At 42.0% G+C, this 17099-nt stretch carries 24 protein-coding genes; 2 read left to right on the forward strand and 22 right to left on the reverse strand.

Annotation, left to right across the window (positions count from 1 at the left end; translation table 11 throughout):
- Positions 1 to 198 precede the first annotated feature (198 nt).
- From AM506_RS04135 to AM506_RS04155, 5 genes are all read right to left on the reverse strand, one after another.
- Positions 199 to 831, reverse strand: a complete 633-nt coding sequence (locus tag AM506_RS04135) for a DUF7010 family protein (RefSeq protein ID WP_060671098.1) — start codon at positions 829 to 831, stop codon at positions 199 to 201.
- A gap of 51 nt (positions 832 to 882) precedes the next feature.
- Positions 883 to 1911 carry a DUF4362 domain-containing protein gene (locus tag AM506_RS04140; RefSeq protein WP_060671100.1) on the reverse strand — a complete coding sequence of 343 codons (1029 nt, stop codon included), beginning with the start codon at positions 1909 to 1911 and terminating at the stop codon, positions 883 to 885.
- 83 nt (positions 1912 to 1994) lie between these two features.
- Entirely contained in the window at positions 1995 to 2414 is a 420-nt protein-coding gene (locus AM506_RS04145) for a hypothetical protein (RefSeq protein ID WP_060671102.1), read from the reverse strand.
- Positions 2415 to 2426: 12 nt separating this feature from the next.
- On the reverse strand, positions 2427 to 3248 hold the full coding sequence (locus tag AM506_RS04150; protein WP_060671104.1) for a lipid II flippase Amj family protein: 822 nt from the start codon (positions 3246 to 3248) through the stop codon (positions 2427 to 2429).
- Positions 3249 to 3453: 205 nt separating this feature from the next.
- A complete protein-coding gene (locus tag AM506_RS04155; RefSeq protein ID WP_060671106.1) occupies positions 3454 to 4662 on the reverse strand; it encodes an MFS transporter in 1209 nt (402 codons plus the stop codon).
- A gap of 379 nt (positions 4663 to 5041) precedes the next feature.
- Here AM506_RS04155 and AM506_RS04160 point away from each other — a divergent pair, with 379 nt between their 5' ends.
- Positions 5042 to 6007: a quinone oxidoreductase family protein gene (locus tag AM506_RS04160; protein ID WP_060671108.1), complete on the forward strand. Its 966-nt coding sequence runs from the start codon at positions 5042 to 5044 to the stop codon at positions 6005 to 6007.
- A 42-nt stretch (positions 6008 to 6049) separates the two neighbouring features.
- Here the strand turns inward: AM506_RS04160 and AM506_RS04165 are convergent, their stop codons facing one another.
- Positions 6050 to 6502 carry a GNAT family N-acetyltransferase gene (locus tag AM506_RS04165; protein WP_060671109.1) on the reverse strand — a complete coding sequence of 151 codons (453 nt, stop codon included), beginning with the start codon at positions 6500 to 6502 and terminating at the stop codon, positions 6050 to 6052.
- Between the two features lie 684 nt (positions 6503 to 7186).
- On the opposite strand from AM506_RS04165, the gene AM506_RS04175 reads away from it, so the two are divergent.
- Positions 7187 to 7681 carry a hypothetical protein gene (locus tag AM506_RS04175; RefSeq protein ID WP_060671113.1) on the forward strand — a complete coding sequence of 165 codons (495 nt, stop codon included), beginning with the start codon at positions 7187 to 7189 and terminating at the stop codon, positions 7679 to 7681.
- Between the two features lie 81 nt (positions 7682 to 7762).
- Here the strand turns inward: AM506_RS04175 and AM506_RS04180 are convergent, their stop codons facing one another.
- The 16 genes from AM506_RS04180 to AM506_RS04255 form a co-directional block, all read right to left on the reverse strand.
- Entirely contained in the window at positions 7763 to 8170 is a 408-nt protein-coding gene (locus AM506_RS04180; RefSeq protein ID WP_060671115.1) for a hypothetical protein, read from the reverse strand.
- Positions 8167 to 8376, reverse strand: a complete 210-nt coding sequence (locus tag AM506_RS04185; protein WP_060671117.1) for a hypothetical protein — start codon at positions 8374 to 8376, stop codon at positions 8167 to 8169. Before AM506_RS04185 ends, AM506_RS04180 begins: the two co-directional genes overlap by 4 nt.
- Positions 8377 to 8425: 49 nt before the next feature.
- Positions 8426 to 8938: a hypothetical protein gene (locus tag AM506_RS04190; RefSeq protein WP_060671118.1), complete on the reverse strand. Its 513-nt coding sequence runs from the start codon at positions 8936 to 8938 to the stop codon at positions 8426 to 8428.
- Complete coding sequence (locus AM506_RS04195) at positions 8922 to 9467, reverse strand: GNAT family N-acetyltransferase (protein WP_060671120.1); 546 nt, start codon at positions 9465 to 9467, stop codon at positions 8922 to 8924. Before AM506_RS04195 ends, AM506_RS04190 begins: the two co-directional genes overlap by 17 nt.
- Positions 9468 to 9481: 14 nt before the next feature.
- Positions 9482 to 10243 carry a hypothetical protein gene (locus AM506_RS04200; protein ID WP_060671122.1) on the reverse strand — a complete coding sequence of 254 codons (762 nt, stop codon included), beginning with the start codon at positions 10241 to 10243 and terminating at the stop codon, positions 9482 to 9484.
- Entirely contained in the window at positions 10240 to 10695 is a 456-nt protein-coding gene (locus AM506_RS04205; protein ID WP_060671124.1) for an NUDIX hydrolase, read from the reverse strand. The genes AM506_RS04200 and AM506_RS04205 overlap by 4 nt, the downstream gene beginning before the upstream one ends.
- Positions 10696 to 10741: 46 nt before the next feature.
- Entirely contained in the window at positions 10742 to 10921 is a 180-nt protein-coding gene (locus tag AM506_RS04210; protein WP_152968524.1) for a hypothetical protein, read from the reverse strand.
- A gap of 16 nt (positions 10922 to 10937) precedes the next feature.
- On the reverse strand, positions 10938 to 11312 hold the full coding sequence (locus AM506_RS04215; protein WP_060671128.1) for a membrane lipoprotein lipid attachment site-containing protein: 375 nt from the start codon (positions 11310 to 11312) through the stop codon (positions 10938 to 10940).
- A 12-nt stretch (positions 11313 to 11324) separates the two neighbouring features.
- The gene (locus AM506_RS04220) at positions 11325 to 11942 is read right to left on the reverse strand and encodes a histidine phosphatase family protein (RefSeq protein WP_060671130.1); all 618 of its coding nucleotides are present in this window, start codon (positions 11940 to 11942) and stop codon (positions 11325 to 11327) included.
- A gap of 30 nt (positions 11943 to 11972) precedes the next feature.
- Positions 11973 to 12743, reverse strand: coding sequence for a Cof-type HAD-IIB family hydrolase (locus AM506_RS04225; RefSeq protein ID WP_060671132.1), 771 nt, complete (start codon positions 12741 to 12743; stop codon positions 11973 to 11975).
- Positions 12744 to 12867: 124 nt separating this feature from the next.
- Positions 12868 to 13713, reverse strand: coding sequence for a DinB family protein (locus AM506_RS04230; RefSeq protein ID WP_060671134.1), 846 nt, complete (start codon positions 13711 to 13713; stop codon positions 12868 to 12870).
- Positions 13714 to 13742: 29 nt separating this feature from the next.
- Positions 13743 to 14093, reverse strand: coding sequence for a nuclear transport factor 2 family protein (locus AM506_RS04235; RefSeq protein WP_060671136.1), 351 nt, complete (start codon positions 14091 to 14093; stop codon positions 13743 to 13745).
- The gene (locus tag AM506_RS04240; RefSeq protein ID WP_235576035.1) at positions 14086 to 14856 is read right to left on the reverse strand and encodes an HAD family hydrolase; all 771 of its coding nucleotides are present in this window, start codon (positions 14854 to 14856) and stop codon (positions 14086 to 14088) included. The genes AM506_RS04235 and AM506_RS04240 overlap by 8 nt, the downstream gene beginning before the upstream one ends.
- Positions 14857 to 14868: 12 nt before the next feature.
- On the reverse strand, positions 14869 to 15414 hold the full coding sequence (locus AM506_RS04245) for a GNAT family N-acetyltransferase (protein ID WP_060671342.1): 546 nt from the start codon (positions 15412 to 15414) through the stop codon (positions 14869 to 14871).
- Positions 15415 to 15493: 79 nt separating this feature from the next.
- Positions 15494 to 16279, reverse strand: coding sequence for an ABC transporter permease (locus AM506_RS04250; RefSeq protein WP_060671138.1), 786 nt, complete (start codon positions 16277 to 16279; stop codon positions 15494 to 15496).
- A 4-nt stretch (positions 16280 to 16283) separates the two neighbouring features.
- Positions 16284 to 17096 (reverse strand): ABC transporter permease, encoded by an 813-nt coding sequence (locus AM506_RS04255; protein WP_060671140.1) that lies wholly within the window; start codon positions 17094 to 17096, stop codon positions 16284 to 16286.
- Positions 17097 to 17099: the final 3 nt, after the last annotated feature.

Genomic DNA, 17099 nt, shown 5'->3' on the forward strand with positions numbered 1-17099 from the left:
CTAACCTTAAGGCGGTTTCCACACAATAAATGAGTTCTAATGATCGAATGGATTTTGAAAACGTATTAGAATCATAGCTTCCTTCCTCTCTTATACTGGTATTGGTAATTATTTCATAAATATTTTGAATCTTCAACCTGAAATAAATAAACATCCCTGCAGGCAGAGGGTCTTCTCCGCTTGCAGAGATGTTATACTTTAGCGTGTCAGATCATCTGTCAACTGATCAGGTACAAGTCCCATCAATCTTTTCCCTGTCATCCATATGGCAAGGCTCGTCACCCATAGAATCAACGCCGACGCTAATCCAACGACTGACATATAGGTATTCAGCTCATGACCGCTCACCATCAAAGTCTCAGGAATGAAAAGCCAGGTGACAACAGGAACCACACATAGTAAAATGCCCGTGTAATAATAAATCTTGACCCGGAATAGTCGAGCCAATGGGAGAAAATGAAGTCCGACGATGATTGCAATGACGATCGGAATATTTTCCGTGTGTCCAACAGCATTGCACACTGCAATGGCAATCCCGATCGCTATCCCCTCCCCGGCGAAAATGATGTTAAACCATTTTCTCATTTTCCTGCTGTTATTCCATTCTGGACTGGATACTCCATCCGGAAATTTCTTAGAAGCGTGAATCAGCGAGAAACCGGAAAGGACCAACAAGAAACCAATCGCCAACGCAACCGTCAACAACCAGGGGCTCCCCCAGCCCTGCAATCCCATGATGCCTGTATACGCCCAGAGTGTACCGAAAAACGCCATGAATAGTACACCAGAAGCCGTCCCACGCAAGTCCCTTTTCGTAACTGTATGTACCATAAAGTACACTCCCTTTCACCAACACTTGTTGGAAGTGATTATTAACCATATCTATTCACTTATCTTTTTAATATCACTCGCCTTGACTCTTCCAGGAGAACCTTCCTTCAACACCTCATCAACCTTCATGAAAATTTTGTCTCCCTCTGAAAATTCTTCGGCGTCTTCCGTTTCCACATATAAAAAGGTACCGTTTAAATTCGCTAAATCTTCCCCTTTTACTTTTTCCAGGGACACTAAATCAGCAGCCGTCAAATCTTCTCCAATCAGGATCTGATTCTCCTTCACCTCCAAAATGTAACCGTAGACGACATTTTCACTGGTTTTTGTGGGATGTTTGGATGCATAAATAATGTACTCAGCAATATCAGTGAACGGTTTAGAAATTTCATGAGAACCGCAGGCATTCCAGTTAAGTGTGTGGTTTCCTCCATTTATCTTCACTTTCATCAAATAGTTGTCTGCCTGTTTTCCTTTAGGGCACTCATCACTCGTAGGCTTGGAGTTTAAATAATTCGCCAACACCAACTGCTTATAGACCTCTTGTTTATCTTCATCGTTCAGTTCGATCGTTTGTTTTTCTCCCTCTTTGGCACCGTACCTTAACTCCACTTCAAACACATCCTGGCGATTGACGTCATAAGAAGTCTCGAGAACCCCCCAGGTTTCACCCGTTACACCCTCACAACCTGTCAGATAATAAGACAGATTGGTAGGATTCTCTTCCCGTTTCAGCTTTCCGCATTGAAAGGTGTCCACCCCGCCACTACCATATTGGTCTCTCGTTGTGTCATGCTTCACCTCTATTTGCTTCCCATTGTAAGATAAATCCGTGAGTATTGGATCCCCTTCAATCGTGTAGGATACGATTCTCAAATCACCTTTTTTCTGCTTTTCTACCTTTTGAAAGTAGTTCTCCATCTTATCCAATCCTGAAATCCCACCATGCATGTCCACTACATCCGCATTCAGTTCAGAATCGTTTCCGTCAGTAGGCTGTGCGGCTTGATCGGATTCCTGACACCCGGTGAGAAGAAAGAAAATAATCCCAAGCATCCACCACCATTTTTGATTCCTCATCTATTTCCCCCCTAATAAACTCTTTATATCTAGTACTTCTTTTCCTGAAAACACGCTCTAAGTTTTTTTGCAAACATCCATCGTTAAAACAGAACCATGAAAATCTGGTAAAATCGAAATAACGACCCTATGAATAATGCACCCACAGCAGCCATCAAAAGGTACCTCACTTTGAAAAGCCACTGATGTTTATATTCTTTAGGATCCTTCCACTTCTTAAGATCACTTTTCAAAGTGTAAAAGAATAGTAGGATAAGCGGGAAAACAATCAGTATGATGATTCCAAGAAAAAACACCTGATTGTAATACGTCATAAAAGAATTAGACAGAAAGGCTTTCAGGACTTCTCCTAATGCTACAAAGAGCAAAATCAACAACATGACCTGGGAGGTGAATATGGCAGTGAGTCTTCTTCCTTCCCTCATGTCCCTAATAATTAGATAAGGAATCAAAAAAAGAAGAATAAGCACTGCCAATGCATAAAAATATGTACTTTCTGACAAAAAAACTCCTCCTTACTTCATAACAAAAAACTGTGTCATCCAGGCAATATAGTATGAACCAGGGATAAAGATCAGCTGAGCGAGCAGTGTCCCGAACAGCCTGGAGATGACCATCATGATGGAAAGTCCTTTCAACTCTTGATAATTCCCCTTCCCATTCGCCACATCATCGGCCAATACGGATATCTTCGGGTCAATAAACAGCGTCAATAAGATGGTTGCGATACCATTGATCAATCCCGAAGCCATGGTCGCACTGCTATGTCGATCAGGTACGAGAAGCGCAGCATAAAGCGCTGAAAGAACGCCAATTGTATAAACCGCTGTAATGACCATATTGATAAAAAACAGCCTCTTCGGAATCGTCTTGAAACTGATTCCTTCCAAATACCTTCTGCCCGGCTTGGCAATATGGTTAATCCCCCTTTTATATAGGTCATTCTTAAAGCCCAGCCTGATTAATCTCGGTAATGAACCTCCCTGCTCTGAAAGATGGATAATCCCCCTTGAAAACAAAGCAACAAAGGTGGGAAGTAACACGATCCCAAGGAGCGTCCCTAAAGTCGAGGCACCGATTAGGACCCTGAACTGCTCTTCCACCACTTCTAATTTCCGACCATCAGGCGCAGCATCGGTGAGACCCCCTGTAAATGGCTGCTGCATCATATTCGACATTCGTGACACAATGACCATCATATTGAACAGGGAAAGACCTGAGGCAATCAATTTCACCCTTGCGCCGGATAACCTGACCGCATAAGCAAGTGTTTCGATGCTATGTATGATTAAAATAAAAAGTGCAATTGAAATGACCGGTAACGATATAAATTCCACGATGACATCTCCCTTATTTATCCAATTATATTATAGCATTAAAAAAAGGAACATTTCGTATTTTTGAAATGTTCCTTTAAATTTACTATCTATAGGCTTCATACCAATGAAAGAGCTGTATTTCTTTTAACGACTTATATTGAAGATTGCCTTCTAAATGGTTAATTTCATTTATCTGGGAACCCCCTAAAAATAAGGAATCGCCTCAACCGACTGTCTTCCGTTCAATTCCTCGTAGCCATGCGGTCAACACAACCGCTCCTGCCACCATGATGGCACCGATCCACGGCGTATGAATCAAACCGATTCCATCCACGATGAGTCCGCCGACGAAGGAACCAATGGCAATCCCGACGTTAAATGCAGCGATATTGAGTGCAGATGCGACATTGACTGCTGATGGGACATATTTTTCCGCCAGATTCACTACAAGGATCTGAAGTCCAGGCACGTTCATGAATGCGAACAATCCCATTAGGAAGATTGCGATGAGACCTGCCACTTTAAATGGTGCTGCGAATGTAAGAACTACGAGAATGATTGCCTGCATAACAAACATCCAGAATAAAGCTTTTAACGGATTTTTGTTGGATGCTTTCCCTCCGGCGACATTTCCGATGGCAACGGCAATTCCGTACACAAGAAGGATAATGCTCACCCATTTGGCGCTGAATCCTGTTACATCTTGCAATAAAGGTGTTAAATAAGTGAACGCAACAAACGTTCCGCCATACCCAAGGGCTGTGATGGCAAAGGCTAATAGTAATCGACCGTTCGTTAGAATCTTTAGCTGTTCGCTAAACTTAGCCGGCGGTGCTTCTTTCAAATTTTTTGGGACAAGAATAGAGCTTGCAATGATCCCGACTACACCAAGAACGGCAACTCCCCAGAATGTGGCTCTCCATCCGAATGCATGTCCGATGAAGGTTCCGAGTGGTACCCCTGTTACGGTCGCAACCGTCAATCCTGTGAACATAAAGGCAATCGCACTGGCCCGCTTATGGGCAGGCACGAGATCGGCGGCAATCGTCGATCCGATCGAGAAGAAAATCCCGTGTGAAAATGCTGTAATAAATCGTGCAACGAGTAATAGTCCAAAGCTTGTGGACATGGCCGCAACCGAGTTTCCTACAATGAATAAGAGCATTAATGACATAAGCAGTGATTTCCGGCTCATCTTACTGGTCAATGCCGTCAACACCGGTGCTCCGATGGCAACTCCAATGGCGTATCCTGAAATCAATAATCCTGCAAGTGTGATCGATATCGATAAATCATCGGCAATCGATGATAATAATCCAACGGGTACAAACTCTGTCGTTCCGATTCCAAAGGCACTGATGGCAAGCGCAAGTAACGCCGGTGTGCCGCCTTTCGATGTTGACTGATGTATAGTAGCTGAAGTTGAACTCATAGCGTAACTTCCTCCTTAATTGGTTGTATGATTTAGTGAATGAAGAAACGAAGGCGCCTTTCGTTTCTCTGTACACATCATGATAATGGGTACAAAGATTATTGGGAAGTACGCACTTTAAAGTCATGTAGGTACTTTTTTATAACCTAGGGACCCTTAAGTGCCTATATACCTTTCAAACCCCTTCTGCGAAATCCAGTAGGTACTATTTGAAAAGCTAAATTGAATTATGAGGGCTAGCTAACCTTTTGGGAAGAACGCACTTTGAAGTGGCATAGGCACCTGGAAGTACCCTAATAAACTACAAGCTCTTTCCTAGTCAAACAGCAGTGAAGTGGGTACACTGAAAAAGAAATGATTTTATAGAGGAGAGTACATAATGAAAGCACTTGTATTTGAAAAATTCGGCGGACCGGATGTCCTCCACTATCAGGAGATTGATTCTCCCCAAATGGAATCGGATGATGTATTAGTTGAAATGAAGGCGATCGGGCTGAATTTCGCAGATGTATATAGAAGAAAAGGGAATTATCATTTAGCAGGAGATCCACCGTACATATGTGGATATGAAGGAGCAGGAGTCGTCAAACAGGTAGGAACGAACGTGACAGGAATCAATGTTGGAGACCGCATTGCTTTTGCCGATGTCCCTTATGCGAATGCTGAACTTGTGGCTGTGCCTAAGGAAAAAGCCATTCCCCTGCCGGATGAAATATCGTATGAAACAGCTGCATCCCTCTTGTTACAAGGTCTGACTGCACATTACTTAACGAAAGACAGCTATAGCATCAAGAGAGGGGATACCGTTTTAGTCCATGCCGCTGCGGGCGGAGTGGGACAACTCCTCGTCCAAATCATCAAGATATTTGGCGGCACAGTCATCGGGTTAACCTCTTCAGAAGAAAAAAGGCAGGCGGCACTCGCGGTTGGGGCCGACCATATGTTTTTATACAGTGAAGACTGGAAACAAAAAGTTCAGGATGTGACAAGTGGAAACGGCGTGGACGTGGTATATGAATCCGTTGGTTCGACTTTGATGGACAGTTTCGAATCAACTCGCATCGGGGGGACCGTCGTCTTCTTCGGTATGGCGGGAGGCGATCCTGTTTCGGTTGATCCACGGATGCTGATGGATACCTCGAAGACCCTGACAGGCGGCGATTTGTGGAATGTCTTGACGTCTCGCGAAGAACGGGTGACCCGCTCACATGAGTTGTTCGGATGGATTCAAGAAGGAAAGTTGAAGGTTTCTGAACCAACGGTCTTTCCTTTAAGTGAAGGCGCAAAAGCTCATGAGTATTTGGAAAGCAGAAAGAGTACAGGGAAGTTATTATTGATTCCTTAAGCATGCAGAAAGAGCCCCGTTCCTCCTGGAAAGGGGCTCTTTCTATAAACCTTGAGTCAACCGGATCATATCCCTGACTTGGATTCCATTTTCAAAAATGTCTTCAGAATAGTGCCGGGTGAAAAAATCCAAATCCACCCCAATGATCCTAAAACCACACTTCTGATAAAGGGCAAGCTGGCCGACGCCTGAATTACCGGTACCCACCTCAATGGTCTTGTAACCTTTCTCTTTAGCCACCTTTACGGCATCCATCACCAGCTGTTTACCAATCCCTTTTCCGTGCAGTTCTTCTTCAACGGCCACATTCACTAGCTCGACGGTTTCCGGACGGGTTGGCAGTAACACATACACACCAACGATGTTGTCCTCAAGCTCCGCTACAAAGCATTCTCCCCTGGCGGCATATTCCTTCACGATTTTCTCTGAAGGATCTGCCAGGAGAAGCAGTTTCATCGGAAGTTCTTCATCCTTGTGTTGTTTTCTAATAATCATTTCCTACCTCCACTGAATCCCTAAAGATTTTCAAACATAACTTATTCTGAACAACAAATTAAGAAAAAAATATTCATCTAGGCATATCACCTTTACTAACCTGAAATAAATAGTATACTGAAATTATTCTTCATCTTGAAGATAGTGGTTTAAGGCAGGACCCCTTATTGTAAATCGAAAAATTCCTTATTTGTAGCGGCTTACCAGTGTTGTTGGTAAGCTATTTTTTTGTACCGTAAAATATAATGAATGCTATACCTAATGCCGTTTTTCATAGAACTATCTATACTTTTCTATTTTATTTCCTTCTTATTAGATTCCTGAATGAATCTAATAAGAAACGCAGTCCCTGCACAGTTTAGAATAATACTCGCACTAAGGATGACAGCCCATAACGGGGTCGGTAGCGGGAGAATAAATGATAATAATAAGAATAAAATTCCTGTTAAAACAAATACGATACCCTTTGTAACATGATTCATGAATCTTCCTCCAGGAAAAAATTAAGATGTTATATATTTTAACATATATATCCAATGTCAACGATATAAACTATTTCACTATCTCCCACACACGGCCATCTTCCACCGGTATGATCTTTCCTAGAAAGCCAAAAGTTCTCAAAGTAAATTGAAAAATTCCCCATTAAGATCCGTATAGATTAATAAGGGGGCGATTTAGCAGATGAGAAAACTAATAATAAAATTGTTCATGTTAACGGCACTTGTAGCATTAGCTGCAGGATGCAGTGCACCTAAGGAAAAGGATGAGAATGCTGAAACCATCCAATCCTTTTTAAAAAACGAATTCACCGGACCTGGTGATGAACTCAAAGCAGCTTTTAAACAAAATGGTCCCTTTCCACCTGAGCTAAAGGAGTATGTAGTTGAGAACTATGCGCCTCTTGTGATGGATTGGCAAGATATGATGAATAAGAATCTTATCTTGTTTTATCAGCGCGTGGCTTTTGAAAATGACTATCTGATGAAGGCAACAAATATTGAAATTATAAAGGATTCAGACCTTGCTTATGATTATAAAGTGGATGTGGAATACAGTAAGAATGGTGAAACGAGCACGGCGACCGTCGCGGCAAGAATAAATTTAAATGAAGAAGGGAAGATTGTCTCCATTCGAAATATGGATGTTGGTGGATTACTGGAAAAAATGAATCAGTAAACTCTTTTGCACCATCATGGGAACTTCTCATCTAAGAAGTTCCCATTTGTTTATTTAATAAAATAATAAGAGCCTGCTAAATTAATATCTTTCCACCTTCAATACATCCTCAGAAGGAGACAGATACTCTTTCCCATCCATTGTAAAATCGGCTTTTTCACGATTTATTTCAGCATACTGCACCACTTTACCTTCATGCAGAAAAACGAGTAAGTAGATATCATCCCTGCTGCTGATGTGGCTGGGATCTTCGAATTCAATCCCGAGCTTTTTTTCTATACTCTCTTGAGGGGTATAGGGTGGAAACAAGTACGCTTTGTCCCATCTGAAGTCAGTTATGGAATGAATCTCAATTTCCTTGTTTTGTTGATTTTTCACCGTGGAAGATAGTGCGTTCTCGAATGTTTCATTACGCTTTATATCATTGTTACTACAGCCCGTGATCACCATTGCCATGAGGAAGAGAGTGAGACACTTCAACAGATTCATGCAGAAGGTCCACCCCCGCCACCCGTTTGATTATTCGCATTCGTGGCTTGTTGGGAATGCTGTGCTGACTTTTGATAAGCTTCTGCTCTTGGGTCTGGTCTATTCTTTTTAATGCTGTCACCATAAAATTCCATTTTCCTTGAACCGATGAAAATACGGATGGCAAAATAGAAAATAACTATTCCCAGAAAAATCAAGAAATACATTCTTACACACCTCCAGAATTTGGCTTATATTCACTGTAACATATATGGTTTATGCGTTTGTTTCTTTATGAAAGTGTACTTGTTTCAAATACTCGATCTTCCCCAAGTCCTTATGATTATTCTGATTTGCCCGATAGCTGTCTTTAGAGGAAGCCTCGTAAACACGTAAGTACTGCTCTGGATTCAGTAAATAATAGTTCACATCCCCTGCTCTATGTGTCTCGAGATTTTCTAATTTTACTCCGGAAAATCCTGGAAGCGTATCAATAATACCGAACTCCACGGATAATCCATCTTTCGAAAATTCATGCTCATGCAAATCGATCAGCGTATAGTCCATGGAATTCATGATCCCTACAATCTCACTCCAGTTATGTATAGATGTTTCAGCTGGCACTTCCCAACCCCTTTTATCACCAGGCACATGAATGTCGAGATCCTGTGCATCCCAGCTCCTGCCCGTGACCTCTTCCAATCCGACCGATCCCATCAGCAGTGGCCTAATGCCAATACCATTTAACTTCCGGGCAATATCAATAAACTCATTAAATTTTTGATTCATAGACAAACTCCTCCCTGAGAATACTCATTCGTAATCGATCCACGAACTCTCCGCTTCTCAATCTGTCCTGCCTTAAAATGCCTTCTTCCACATATCCCATTTTTCTATATGATTTGATGGCTTTTTCATTATCGATCTCAACTCTGAGCCAAATCTTGTTCAACCCGAGTTCCTCGAATCCCCAATGAAGCATTTCACGCATGGCAGCTAATCCGTAGCCTTTGCTCCAGTAGGCTTTATCACCGATCGCGATCCCCAGTTCTGCATGTTTATTTAGGTGGTCAATATTTTTCAAATCGATCCAGCCGATGTGCTTGCCTTCTCCTGTCAAGATCGCTTTCTGTTCATATCCATTCGTTTTGTTGATGCACATGTCAATCCAGGCACGGGTTTCTTCCAGACTGAAAGGAGGATATTTCTCCGGCATGTTCAGGTGTTTGGTTACTTCCTTATCCAAGCACCATTTGTATCGTTCTTCTGCATCGTCCAACGTCAATTCTCTTAGTGTCACTTCTGGGGTTGTTTTCATAGTCATGATTCCTTTCACCCTCGAATGCTTTTGTAATGCTCTAATATCCCGATTAGAATGGCTTTGTTGTATCCCGTTTTCCCATGAATTCTTTCAGCCCATTCTTCCACTGTTGCCAGCTTTTTGTCCTTCATCAGCCCTTCTGTTGTACTTAGAAAACTCTCCCAATTATAAAACTCCCAATGGGCGATTTCAGATTGGCACGGGATTCTGCACTCCAATAATGGATGATTCTTGATCATATGTTGAGATTGCTCAGCAGCCTTTAGGAATGTATCCATATCAATTCGTTCAGTCTGGAAAACTTGTTTTGATACTTTTCCATTCGGTCGATGATAGTGGATTTCGATACCTGATGGGTGCTCCTGAACTTGCACCTTTGCAGCAGGAAAGAATCCACTTAATTTTTCGTTGGTGTAATCTGTACTCTTCGTATCTATTAGAATAGGATTCAACCACTGATCGCCCAGGTCACATAGAAACCGTTCCCCTTTTTCATTCAGTGCGATGACAGCTGCATGAGCTTCGTCGGAATTCAGATCATGACCAACGGGATACGCCTCGACACCTTCTCTTTTAAACTCATCCAGTAACCAGAGGGCAAGATCAAAACAATTCCCGGACATACCGAACTGTTCCCGATGCTCCCTCATAAGAGAGACATCCCGCTGTTTCTTCACGCTCCCCTGTTGATAAAACCAGACTTTCGTTAACGTCTCCATTGGGAAATCATTAAACTTGTTCCATGTGTTTAAAATGCTATCTGAAGCAATCATGCTTCCACCCCTGAATTTATGTATGACATGATATATCTTTTATATTCATCGGTCAGCCCATCCGGCAGTTCATCCAGTTTGAAAAATTGGACGTCAACCGATTCGGTTTCATCGACGCTTATTTTCCCGCTCACGTCCTTTGTGACGTAGACAGCCGTGACAGAATACAGTTCATCTCCATTTGATACTTTGAAGTAATAGTCAGTACCTGAGAAGATATTTACAAGAGTAAGCTCCCCAATCTCAAGACCGGTTTCTTCCTTCACTTCTCTCCTTGCCGTCTCTTCTAAACTCTCACCCAGTTCCATCAATCCACCAGGGAGTCCCCATCCACCGTCTGTTCGGTGCTGGAGAAGCAGTTCATGATGGTCGTTTAAGATGATGACGACAGCACCGGGGAGAATTAAGGGTCTGGTGCCCACGAGTTTACGCAGATTTTTGACGTAGTTCATCGATTTCCCCTCCTAGTTTTGCTCAATTTCACATTTCCCGCCATACCTAAGCCCTCAAATTTCTGATTTTCGAGATAAAAAAATTCATTAGGAACCCAACTAGTAAATATACCAGTAATAGTACATTATTGGCTTCTTCCCATATATATTTCGTCACAACAAACAGAGCAATCGAGCCCAGTACGGCCATCAGCCACAACTTCATTTGAAACGTTTTCTCTGACATACGATCCAACCTTTATTTAATCTTTTGCTAGAGTGAATGTCTCCTCCTGATCATCCCACTTCACCGTTACCTTAACCTCAGTATCTTCACTCATTTTGGCATTCGTGGGATTTGATTCACTACTGTCCCGGATGACTCCATTCTCTTCTAGGGTCACACCCGTTCTACCAAATCCGCCAACTTCTTCTACGTCATAGGCCACGTCACCAACAGAATCAATGTCCTTCCCTTTATACTTCAGGACAAAATCCTTTTTTTCAAAATCACTGGACTGGTTGACGTTTAGTTCGGCATGCCAGTGATCGGAATTTCCGGAGAAAGAGAAATCTTTGGTGTTGCAGCCTGCTAATAGAAGCATAATTCCAACTAAGAAAAGTATTTTCTTCAGCATGTACTCATCCCCTTAACTTGATTTTGCCCGATGTGATAAATCCCCTTCCATTACAATCCTGCATCCCTCTTCCCGTAACTCAACAACGGTAAGACTGGTATCATGTATGAATGGAGGTTCCCATAATTTCTCTAAGGGAAGGTTTTTGAAATAGGCTAGCAATGTCTTGATGACAACAGAGTGAGTAACGACTAAGATATTCCCTGTATCGTGGATCTCACGAATCGAGCTTATACATTTCAATACTCTGTCCTTCACTTCATCAAAATGTTCTCCACCGAGTGGTTGATAAAGATGAGGCGTATTCCAAAAAGAGTGAAACTCTTCGGGATGGTTCGCCTTAATATGTGAAACCGTTTCTCCCTCCCAAATCCCCATATTGATCTCTCTCAGTCTTTCATCGAGGATGATCGGAGTTTCGCGGTTACCGCTTATTAAGCCTGCCGTCATTTCGGTTCTTTTACTTAAACTTGAATAGATGGCCTCGAACTCAACCTCTTTCAGTCTGTTTCCTAAAAGCGTTGCATGTTCTTTCCCTTTATTTGTGAGGCTTGAATCTCTCCAGCCCTGCATTCTTTTCTCAGTATTCCATTCCGTTTCTCCGTGCCTTGTAATATATAAGGTTAGCAAAACAATCCTCTCCATTTAAGCGGGTATGAACTAAATAACACTAAATTTCTCCAACGCAAACGCAATACCATCTTCCCCGGATGTTTTCGTGACGTAATCCGCAACGAATTTCAATCTGTCACTGCCATTTTCCATTGCAATCCCAAGGCCCGCCATTTCTAGCATATCCACATCATTATCCCCATCACCGAAAGCGATGGCTTCAGATGGATGCAAATCATAGTAATCTAATACTTTCTGGATGGCTAATGACTTTGACACATCTTCTTGTAGCACATTTAACACGTATGGATGCCATCTTCTGAAGGTAAGATGAGGAAACCTCTGTTGATATGATTTCACCACTTCATCCGTTGCAAATAAACACATCAAGTAGACATCCTGTTCACCAATAAGACTCTCCCTCACAGGATATTCATCCAACGATAACGTTTCCTTCAATGCACGGGCTATTTCTTCTTTCTCCACTCCATTCATACAGAAGCTTTCGGTATAGAAAGAAAGGCCATGCTTGCCATGGGCGAAATCCACAATCTCTTTTACCAGATTCCGGTCCATGGGAACTTTATGAATCACTTTTTCGTTATGTTTGACATAGCCGCCATTTGCTGTAATGAACGTATCGATTCCTAACTCTTTTATATCGTCGCACATCGATAAGGGCCTGCCAGTTGCCGCCACCAGTTTATACCCTTTGTTCTTTAGAGTACGTATGGCATCTTTCGTTTTATCTGATATTTTTCCAGTTTCGTGATGTGTAATTGTTCCATCAATGTCAAAGAAAACGATTTTGTACTTCATTTCTTTCCTCCCTGATACAATAGCCTTATTACTGACAATTCCAATTATTCCAGTTTATTGACAACAACTCAATATATAGTTATAAAAAAGAAGCTTATCATTAGAGATTGATAAGCTTCTCGCCTCACACATGATGAGTTTCTCTTGTTTCTTCAATCTGTTCAAGATGCCCTTTTGCATGTCCCGCTACCATCTTGATCATTTTTCTAACGGTCAGCTCACCCTGGTCTTCCGTTTGAATTTTTCTATCGAGGGAGTCCGGTAAGCTCTCACAAAGATTTAGTACGTGCTCCCGTATTAATTTAAAAAGGGATACCTCGGTTTCGATTGATCGACCTTTGTAATTCGTTCCCGTTTCCCATAGATTGGGGTCGTATGGGTTATTCTTATAATTTCTACCGTCTTCAGCCAACGCAAACTTAATACGATGGAACATGGTTAAGTCCGAATCAATGAAATGTAGCACGGTTTGCCGAATGGACCATTTGCCTTCAGCTCTAACCAAGTCCAAATCATCGTTAGATAACCCTTTTAGCACGGTATCTATTCGATCGATCCCACTTTTATATAGCGATAATATCTCTTCGTCTGACATAAACAACTCTTCCCAATGTGAAACGATGAACCCATCTGGATCCTTCACCATAATTAACTGGCCAAACCCTGGATCTACTTCCAGTTCATAATCAACTTGTTCTTCCTCAAACTTTCGCTTCAGGTTCTCAATTTTCTCTCCCATAATATAAAACCGCTGGCCCGTATCAGGTTTGACAAAAGCGTCATCGGTATACTCCTTAAAATTCTCTTGGTTTCCTTCCGTGAATAAAACCGCCCCACCACTAGGAAGCCTCCACTGTGCAACCGCATCTTTTCTCCATTCCTCACTCCCACCAAATACTTTACGATAGAATGAAAGAGATCGTTCAAGATCATCCACCCTTAAAACCAATCTAGGCTTTGCATTTTGCATATTTTCACCCTCCGAAAAAATGTGTTTTCCTAACTAACCCTGGTCCCTTGATGAAAAACCATCTGCCATCTTTCATCTATCCATTTCCAAATGGAACTCCTCAACGAGTGCTGTTGCGTTTCTTCATTAAAAATTCTATATGTACTCAATATGATTTCATCGGATAAAGGATGAATTTCGAACTGGTCCATTGTCATCTGGACTGTTCCTATTCCTCCATCACTGATTTCCTCATCTTGATAAAGAATCTTACCCGAACTCCCAATTTCAAAAAATCCCTCTGCGAGAATCCGGCTGAGTTCTGTTTTGGATGAACGAGTTTCTGGTTTTAATAATTTTTCTTCTAGGTGTTGGAGTTGTTCTTTTAAAGTATTATTCATAACTTTCTTCTTCCCCTTTTGAACTGCTCAAACTGCTACTCACCAAAATATCTCTTATTTCCATAATAGAAGTCACCATTGCGTACGGAGTATGATCCGTTGGCTTTTCTTCCCCTCTGAAATTAACCCATATCGCTTCCATCCCTGCTTCCATGGGGCCAACTACATCATGCGTCCACGAGTCACCTATGAATATCGTCTCCTCGGGTTTCTTATTAAATGCTTCTAGAGCAATAGTATAGATTCTAGAATCAGGCTTTCTAATACCTAATGGTTCTGCATGAATGATCTTATCTTGGCCGAATACATCCCCTAAACCCATATTGATTATCTTTTGTTGAGGGTCATAAAGTCCGTTCGTAACAATTCCAACTTCATAATGCTTAGTCAGTTCATTCATTAAATTTAATACGTATTCGTCAACCGTTATAAAGTTCATACTTGCGTTAAGAAAGAGTGATTCAAGCTGATTTATTTCCTCAATCTTTGCTTTCACGTCAAAGGAATCAAGGGCACTCTTCCATCTTTCTCTTTTAAATTCAGATGTAGTTAGTTCACCCCTTACAAGTTTATCTATTAGAAATCTTGGAGGTTGTTTTATTTTCTTCAAAAATTGTTGTTCGTCCATTCCCTTTGTCAATGGATGTTCGGCAAGAGTCTGAGCCAGCCCATCGTCAAACCATGTTGAATTTTCAAGCAGTGTGTCATCCAGGTCAAATAAAAGAAGGCTATACTTTTTCATTGGCTTATATGTCAGATTCACCATAACCACTCCTTACGAATGAAACCGTCCCATCACCACGGTATTGTAGTAACGTCCATCCGATAAAAATTTGTCTCTTTTCAATACTCCCTCCACTTCAAACCCGTTGTTTTTATAGAGCTTGATGGCTTTTTCATTTGTTTCGAGCACATTCAACGTGATCTTCTTAATGTCGCTGTCGTCAGCCCAACGTATGCTCTCTTTTAATAGATTTTTTCCGATGCCGTATCCCCAGAATTCCTGTAAGACGCATACCCCAAACTCTACTTTATGAGCGATCCGCTTTAATGATGTCCCCTCACATCTGGAGAAACCGGCGATCCTGTCCTCGACTTCACAAACCAGGAAGAGATTTCTCGGACTCTCTGAATCTTCTTTGATGATTTGAATGAAGCCTTCTTCATCTATATACGCCTCTCCTCTTTCCCTGTCGAGGTTTTCCGTTTCTCCGTCTGCCTGGAGCCGTACTTCTGACAGTTTCTGAGCATCAACTTCTCTTGCTGACCTTATGGTATAGGTTAGATTACGAATATGAAATTCTATTGGATGAATAATGATATCGATCCACTCCTTGAACTTGCTCATTACACTCTGAAACCATTATCCATTAATTTCTAATTCCTAACAATAGTTAACTTCAAGAAGTAGCACTTGAATACCTACTTAACCCCTTCCACCATAAAAATTTCGTGAAAAGTGAGATCATAAAAGTCACCAACAACAATCCCACCATCTGAATGAATGAAATCCCCTGAAACAGAGCATACGTCGGAGTCGCAGCTACAATACCAACAGGAACGAGTGTATAAAGGAGCCATTTTATCATCGGAGGATACAAATCAACCGGGTACTTTCCCATCGTCCATATACTTGAAAACAGGATAAAGCCTCCCCCTGTTCTGCCAAGCCAAAATGACAACGTGCCGATCCACATTCTGAAGGAGTAACTGATGATGAGAGAACATGCTAGTAGAATGATAAACTGAATGAAATGAAGAGAAACCATTCCTTTTTGAAAAAAGGCTGCCCCCGTTATTATGGTAAATCCAAGTATGATGTCAGTGAGTGCCCATACATTGCAACTCCCGAAGCTAGCAAGGAACTGGGCATCTTCAGGAAGTAAGAGTGTTTCATCTAAATGACCGTCAACTACCTTATCTGGAAGTGCTTCAATGTTCCCCATGACAAATAGCGAAAGGACTCCTGCCACCAACTGATAGACTCCTAATAACGTGACGATTTCTAAAAGCGTCCACCCTGCCAGGGAATCTGTAAACTGAAATACAATCCTGAGGCCGAATACCCCGCTTGCAAAATAGAATAGTGTAGATAGAGCCTGTGTAAGAAAATTAACCCGGTAAGGCAGCTGCGTCATGAGTGACGTTCTAAAGAACAGGAATACTAAAGCCAGCTTTTTTCTCATCTTACTAACCTCCTAGAGCAGAATATCTTTTAATACCTTTTTTATAAACCAGGTTACACAAGAACAGCAGAATCATGATCCATCCTGCCTGCAGAAGAAGTCCGTGAGTAAGAGAGACACCTTTAGTCCCGGTCAGTATTTCAGCCGGGAAGCCTAACATCCCGTAAAAGGGGGTGTAGTACAACCAATCACTGAACGCTCCATTTATAAGAAACAGCGGTGCCACTTCTCCCCCGATAAAAAAGAACGCCACTTCCCCTGCGTTTACTAATGATTGTGTTTTCTCTGTCCAGAAGGCAGCGAGGGTCAACAAATAAAGCCATAGAAAACGAAGGACGCATGCATTGATGACTGTAAGGATAAAGAGTGAAATCCGTGTAACCGATGCTGTACTTTCCGGGCTTAGCCAAATCCAGAGACCGATGACCAAGGGGACCGAAACGGTATATGACACCACTTTCACAGCGAGGTTTTCCCCTATGACGACATAAAGCAAATGATGGGGCTTCAAGAGAAGATTGGTTAATTCACCATTGTAGATTTGCATCCCCAGCATATGGTGTTCATACGAAACCGTCAGCTGCCGCACCATGACAATCGCTAAATAGTAGATCAGGAACTGACTGGAACCCCAACCCCCAACAACCTGTCCTTCTGCCGTGACCGTTTGCCAAACAAATAACGAAACCAAGGGGGTGATCAAATGAGAAAAGACGAGCAGGTAAATAAACGACCTCCAGCTAAACACATCCATCGTCTTCCACACCGTATAACCTTTAAGCAGACGGTAACCGTTAAGAACAGCGACTCTACTCATCCT

It is taken from the genome of Rossellomorea vietnamensis (genome assembly GCF_001305855.1).
Lineage (GTDB): Bacteria > Bacillota > Bacilli > Bacillales > Bacillaceae_B > Rossellomorea > Rossellomorea vietnamensis_A.

Excerpts from the sequence above, each read along its gene's own strand:
- AM506_RS04135 (WP_060671098.1), bottom strand. The coding sequence starts at position 831 with ATGGTACATACAGTTACGAAAAGGGACTTGCGTGGGACGGCTTCTGGT.
- AM506_RS04180 (WP_060671115.1), bottom strand. The coding sequence starts at position 8,170 with ATGAATCTGTTGAAGTGTCTCACTCTCTTCCTCATGGCAATGGTGATC.
- AM506_RS04215 (WP_060671128.1), bottom strand. The coding sequence starts at position 11,312 with ATGCTGAAGAAAATACTTTTCTTAGTTGGAATTATGCTTCTATTAGCA.
- AM506_RS04200 (WP_060671122.1), bottom strand. The coding sequence starts at position 10,243 with ATGATTGCTTCAGATAGCATTTTAAACACATGGAACAAGTTTAATGAT.
- AM506_RS04195 (WP_060671120.1), bottom strand. The coding sequence starts at position 9,467 with ATGAAAACAACCCCAGAAGTGACACTAAGAGAATTGACGTTGGACGAT.
- AM506_RS04140 (WP_060671100.1), bottom strand. The coding sequence starts at position 1,911 with ATGAGGAATCAAAAATGGTGGTGGATGCTTGGGATTATTTTCTTTCTT.
- AM506_RS04225 (WP_060671132.1), bottom strand. The coding sequence starts at position 12,743 with ATGAAGTACAAAATCGTTTTCTTTGACATTGATGGAACAATTACACAT.
- AM506_RS04235 (WP_060671136.1), bottom strand. The coding sequence starts at position 14,093 with ATGAATAATACTTTAAAAGAACAACTCCAACACCTAGAAGAAAAATTA.
- AM506_RS04255 (WP_060671140.1), bottom strand. The coding sequence starts at position 17,096 with ATGAGTAGAGTCGCTGTTCTTAACGGTTACCGTCTGCTTAAAGGTTAT.
- AM506_RS04175 (WP_060671113.1), top strand. The coding sequence starts at position 7,187 with ATGAGAAAACTAATAATAAAATTGTTCATGTTAACGGCACTTGTAGCA.
- AM506_RS04205 (WP_060671124.1), bottom strand. The coding sequence starts at position 10,695 with ATGAACTACGTCAAAAATCTGCGTAAACTCGTGGGCACCAGACCCTTA.
- AM506_RS04185 (WP_060671117.1), bottom strand. The coding sequence starts at position 8,376 with ATGTATTTCTTGATTTTTCTGGGAATAGTTATTTTCTATTTTGCCATC.
- AM506_RS04230 (WP_060671134.1), bottom strand. The coding sequence starts at position 13,713 with ATGCAAAATGCAAAGCCTAGATTGGTTTTAAGGGTGGATGATCTTGAA.
- AM506_RS04250 (WP_060671138.1), bottom strand. The coding sequence starts at position 16,279 with ATGAGAAAAAAGCTGGCTTTAGTATTCCTGTTCTTTAGAACGTCACTC.
- AM506_RS04210 (WP_152968524.1), bottom strand. The coding sequence starts at position 10,921 with ATGTCAGAGAAAACGTTTCAAATGAAGTTGTGGCTGATGGCCGTACTG.
- AM506_RS04190 (WP_060671118.1), bottom strand. The coding sequence starts at position 8,938 with ATGAATCAAAAATTTAATGAGTTTATTGATATTGCCCGGAAGTTAAAT.
- AM506_RS04155 (WP_060671106.1), bottom strand. The coding sequence starts at position 4,662 with ATGAGTTCAACTTCAGCTACTATACATCAGTCAACATCGAAAGGCGGC.
- AM506_RS04160 (WP_060671108.1), top strand. The coding sequence starts at position 5,042 with ATGAAAGCACTTGTATTTGAAAAATTCGGCGGACCGGATGTCCTCCAC.
- AM506_RS04165 (WP_060671109.1), bottom strand. The coding sequence starts at position 6,502 with ATGATTATTAGAAAACAACACAAGGATGAAGAACTTCCGATGAAACTG.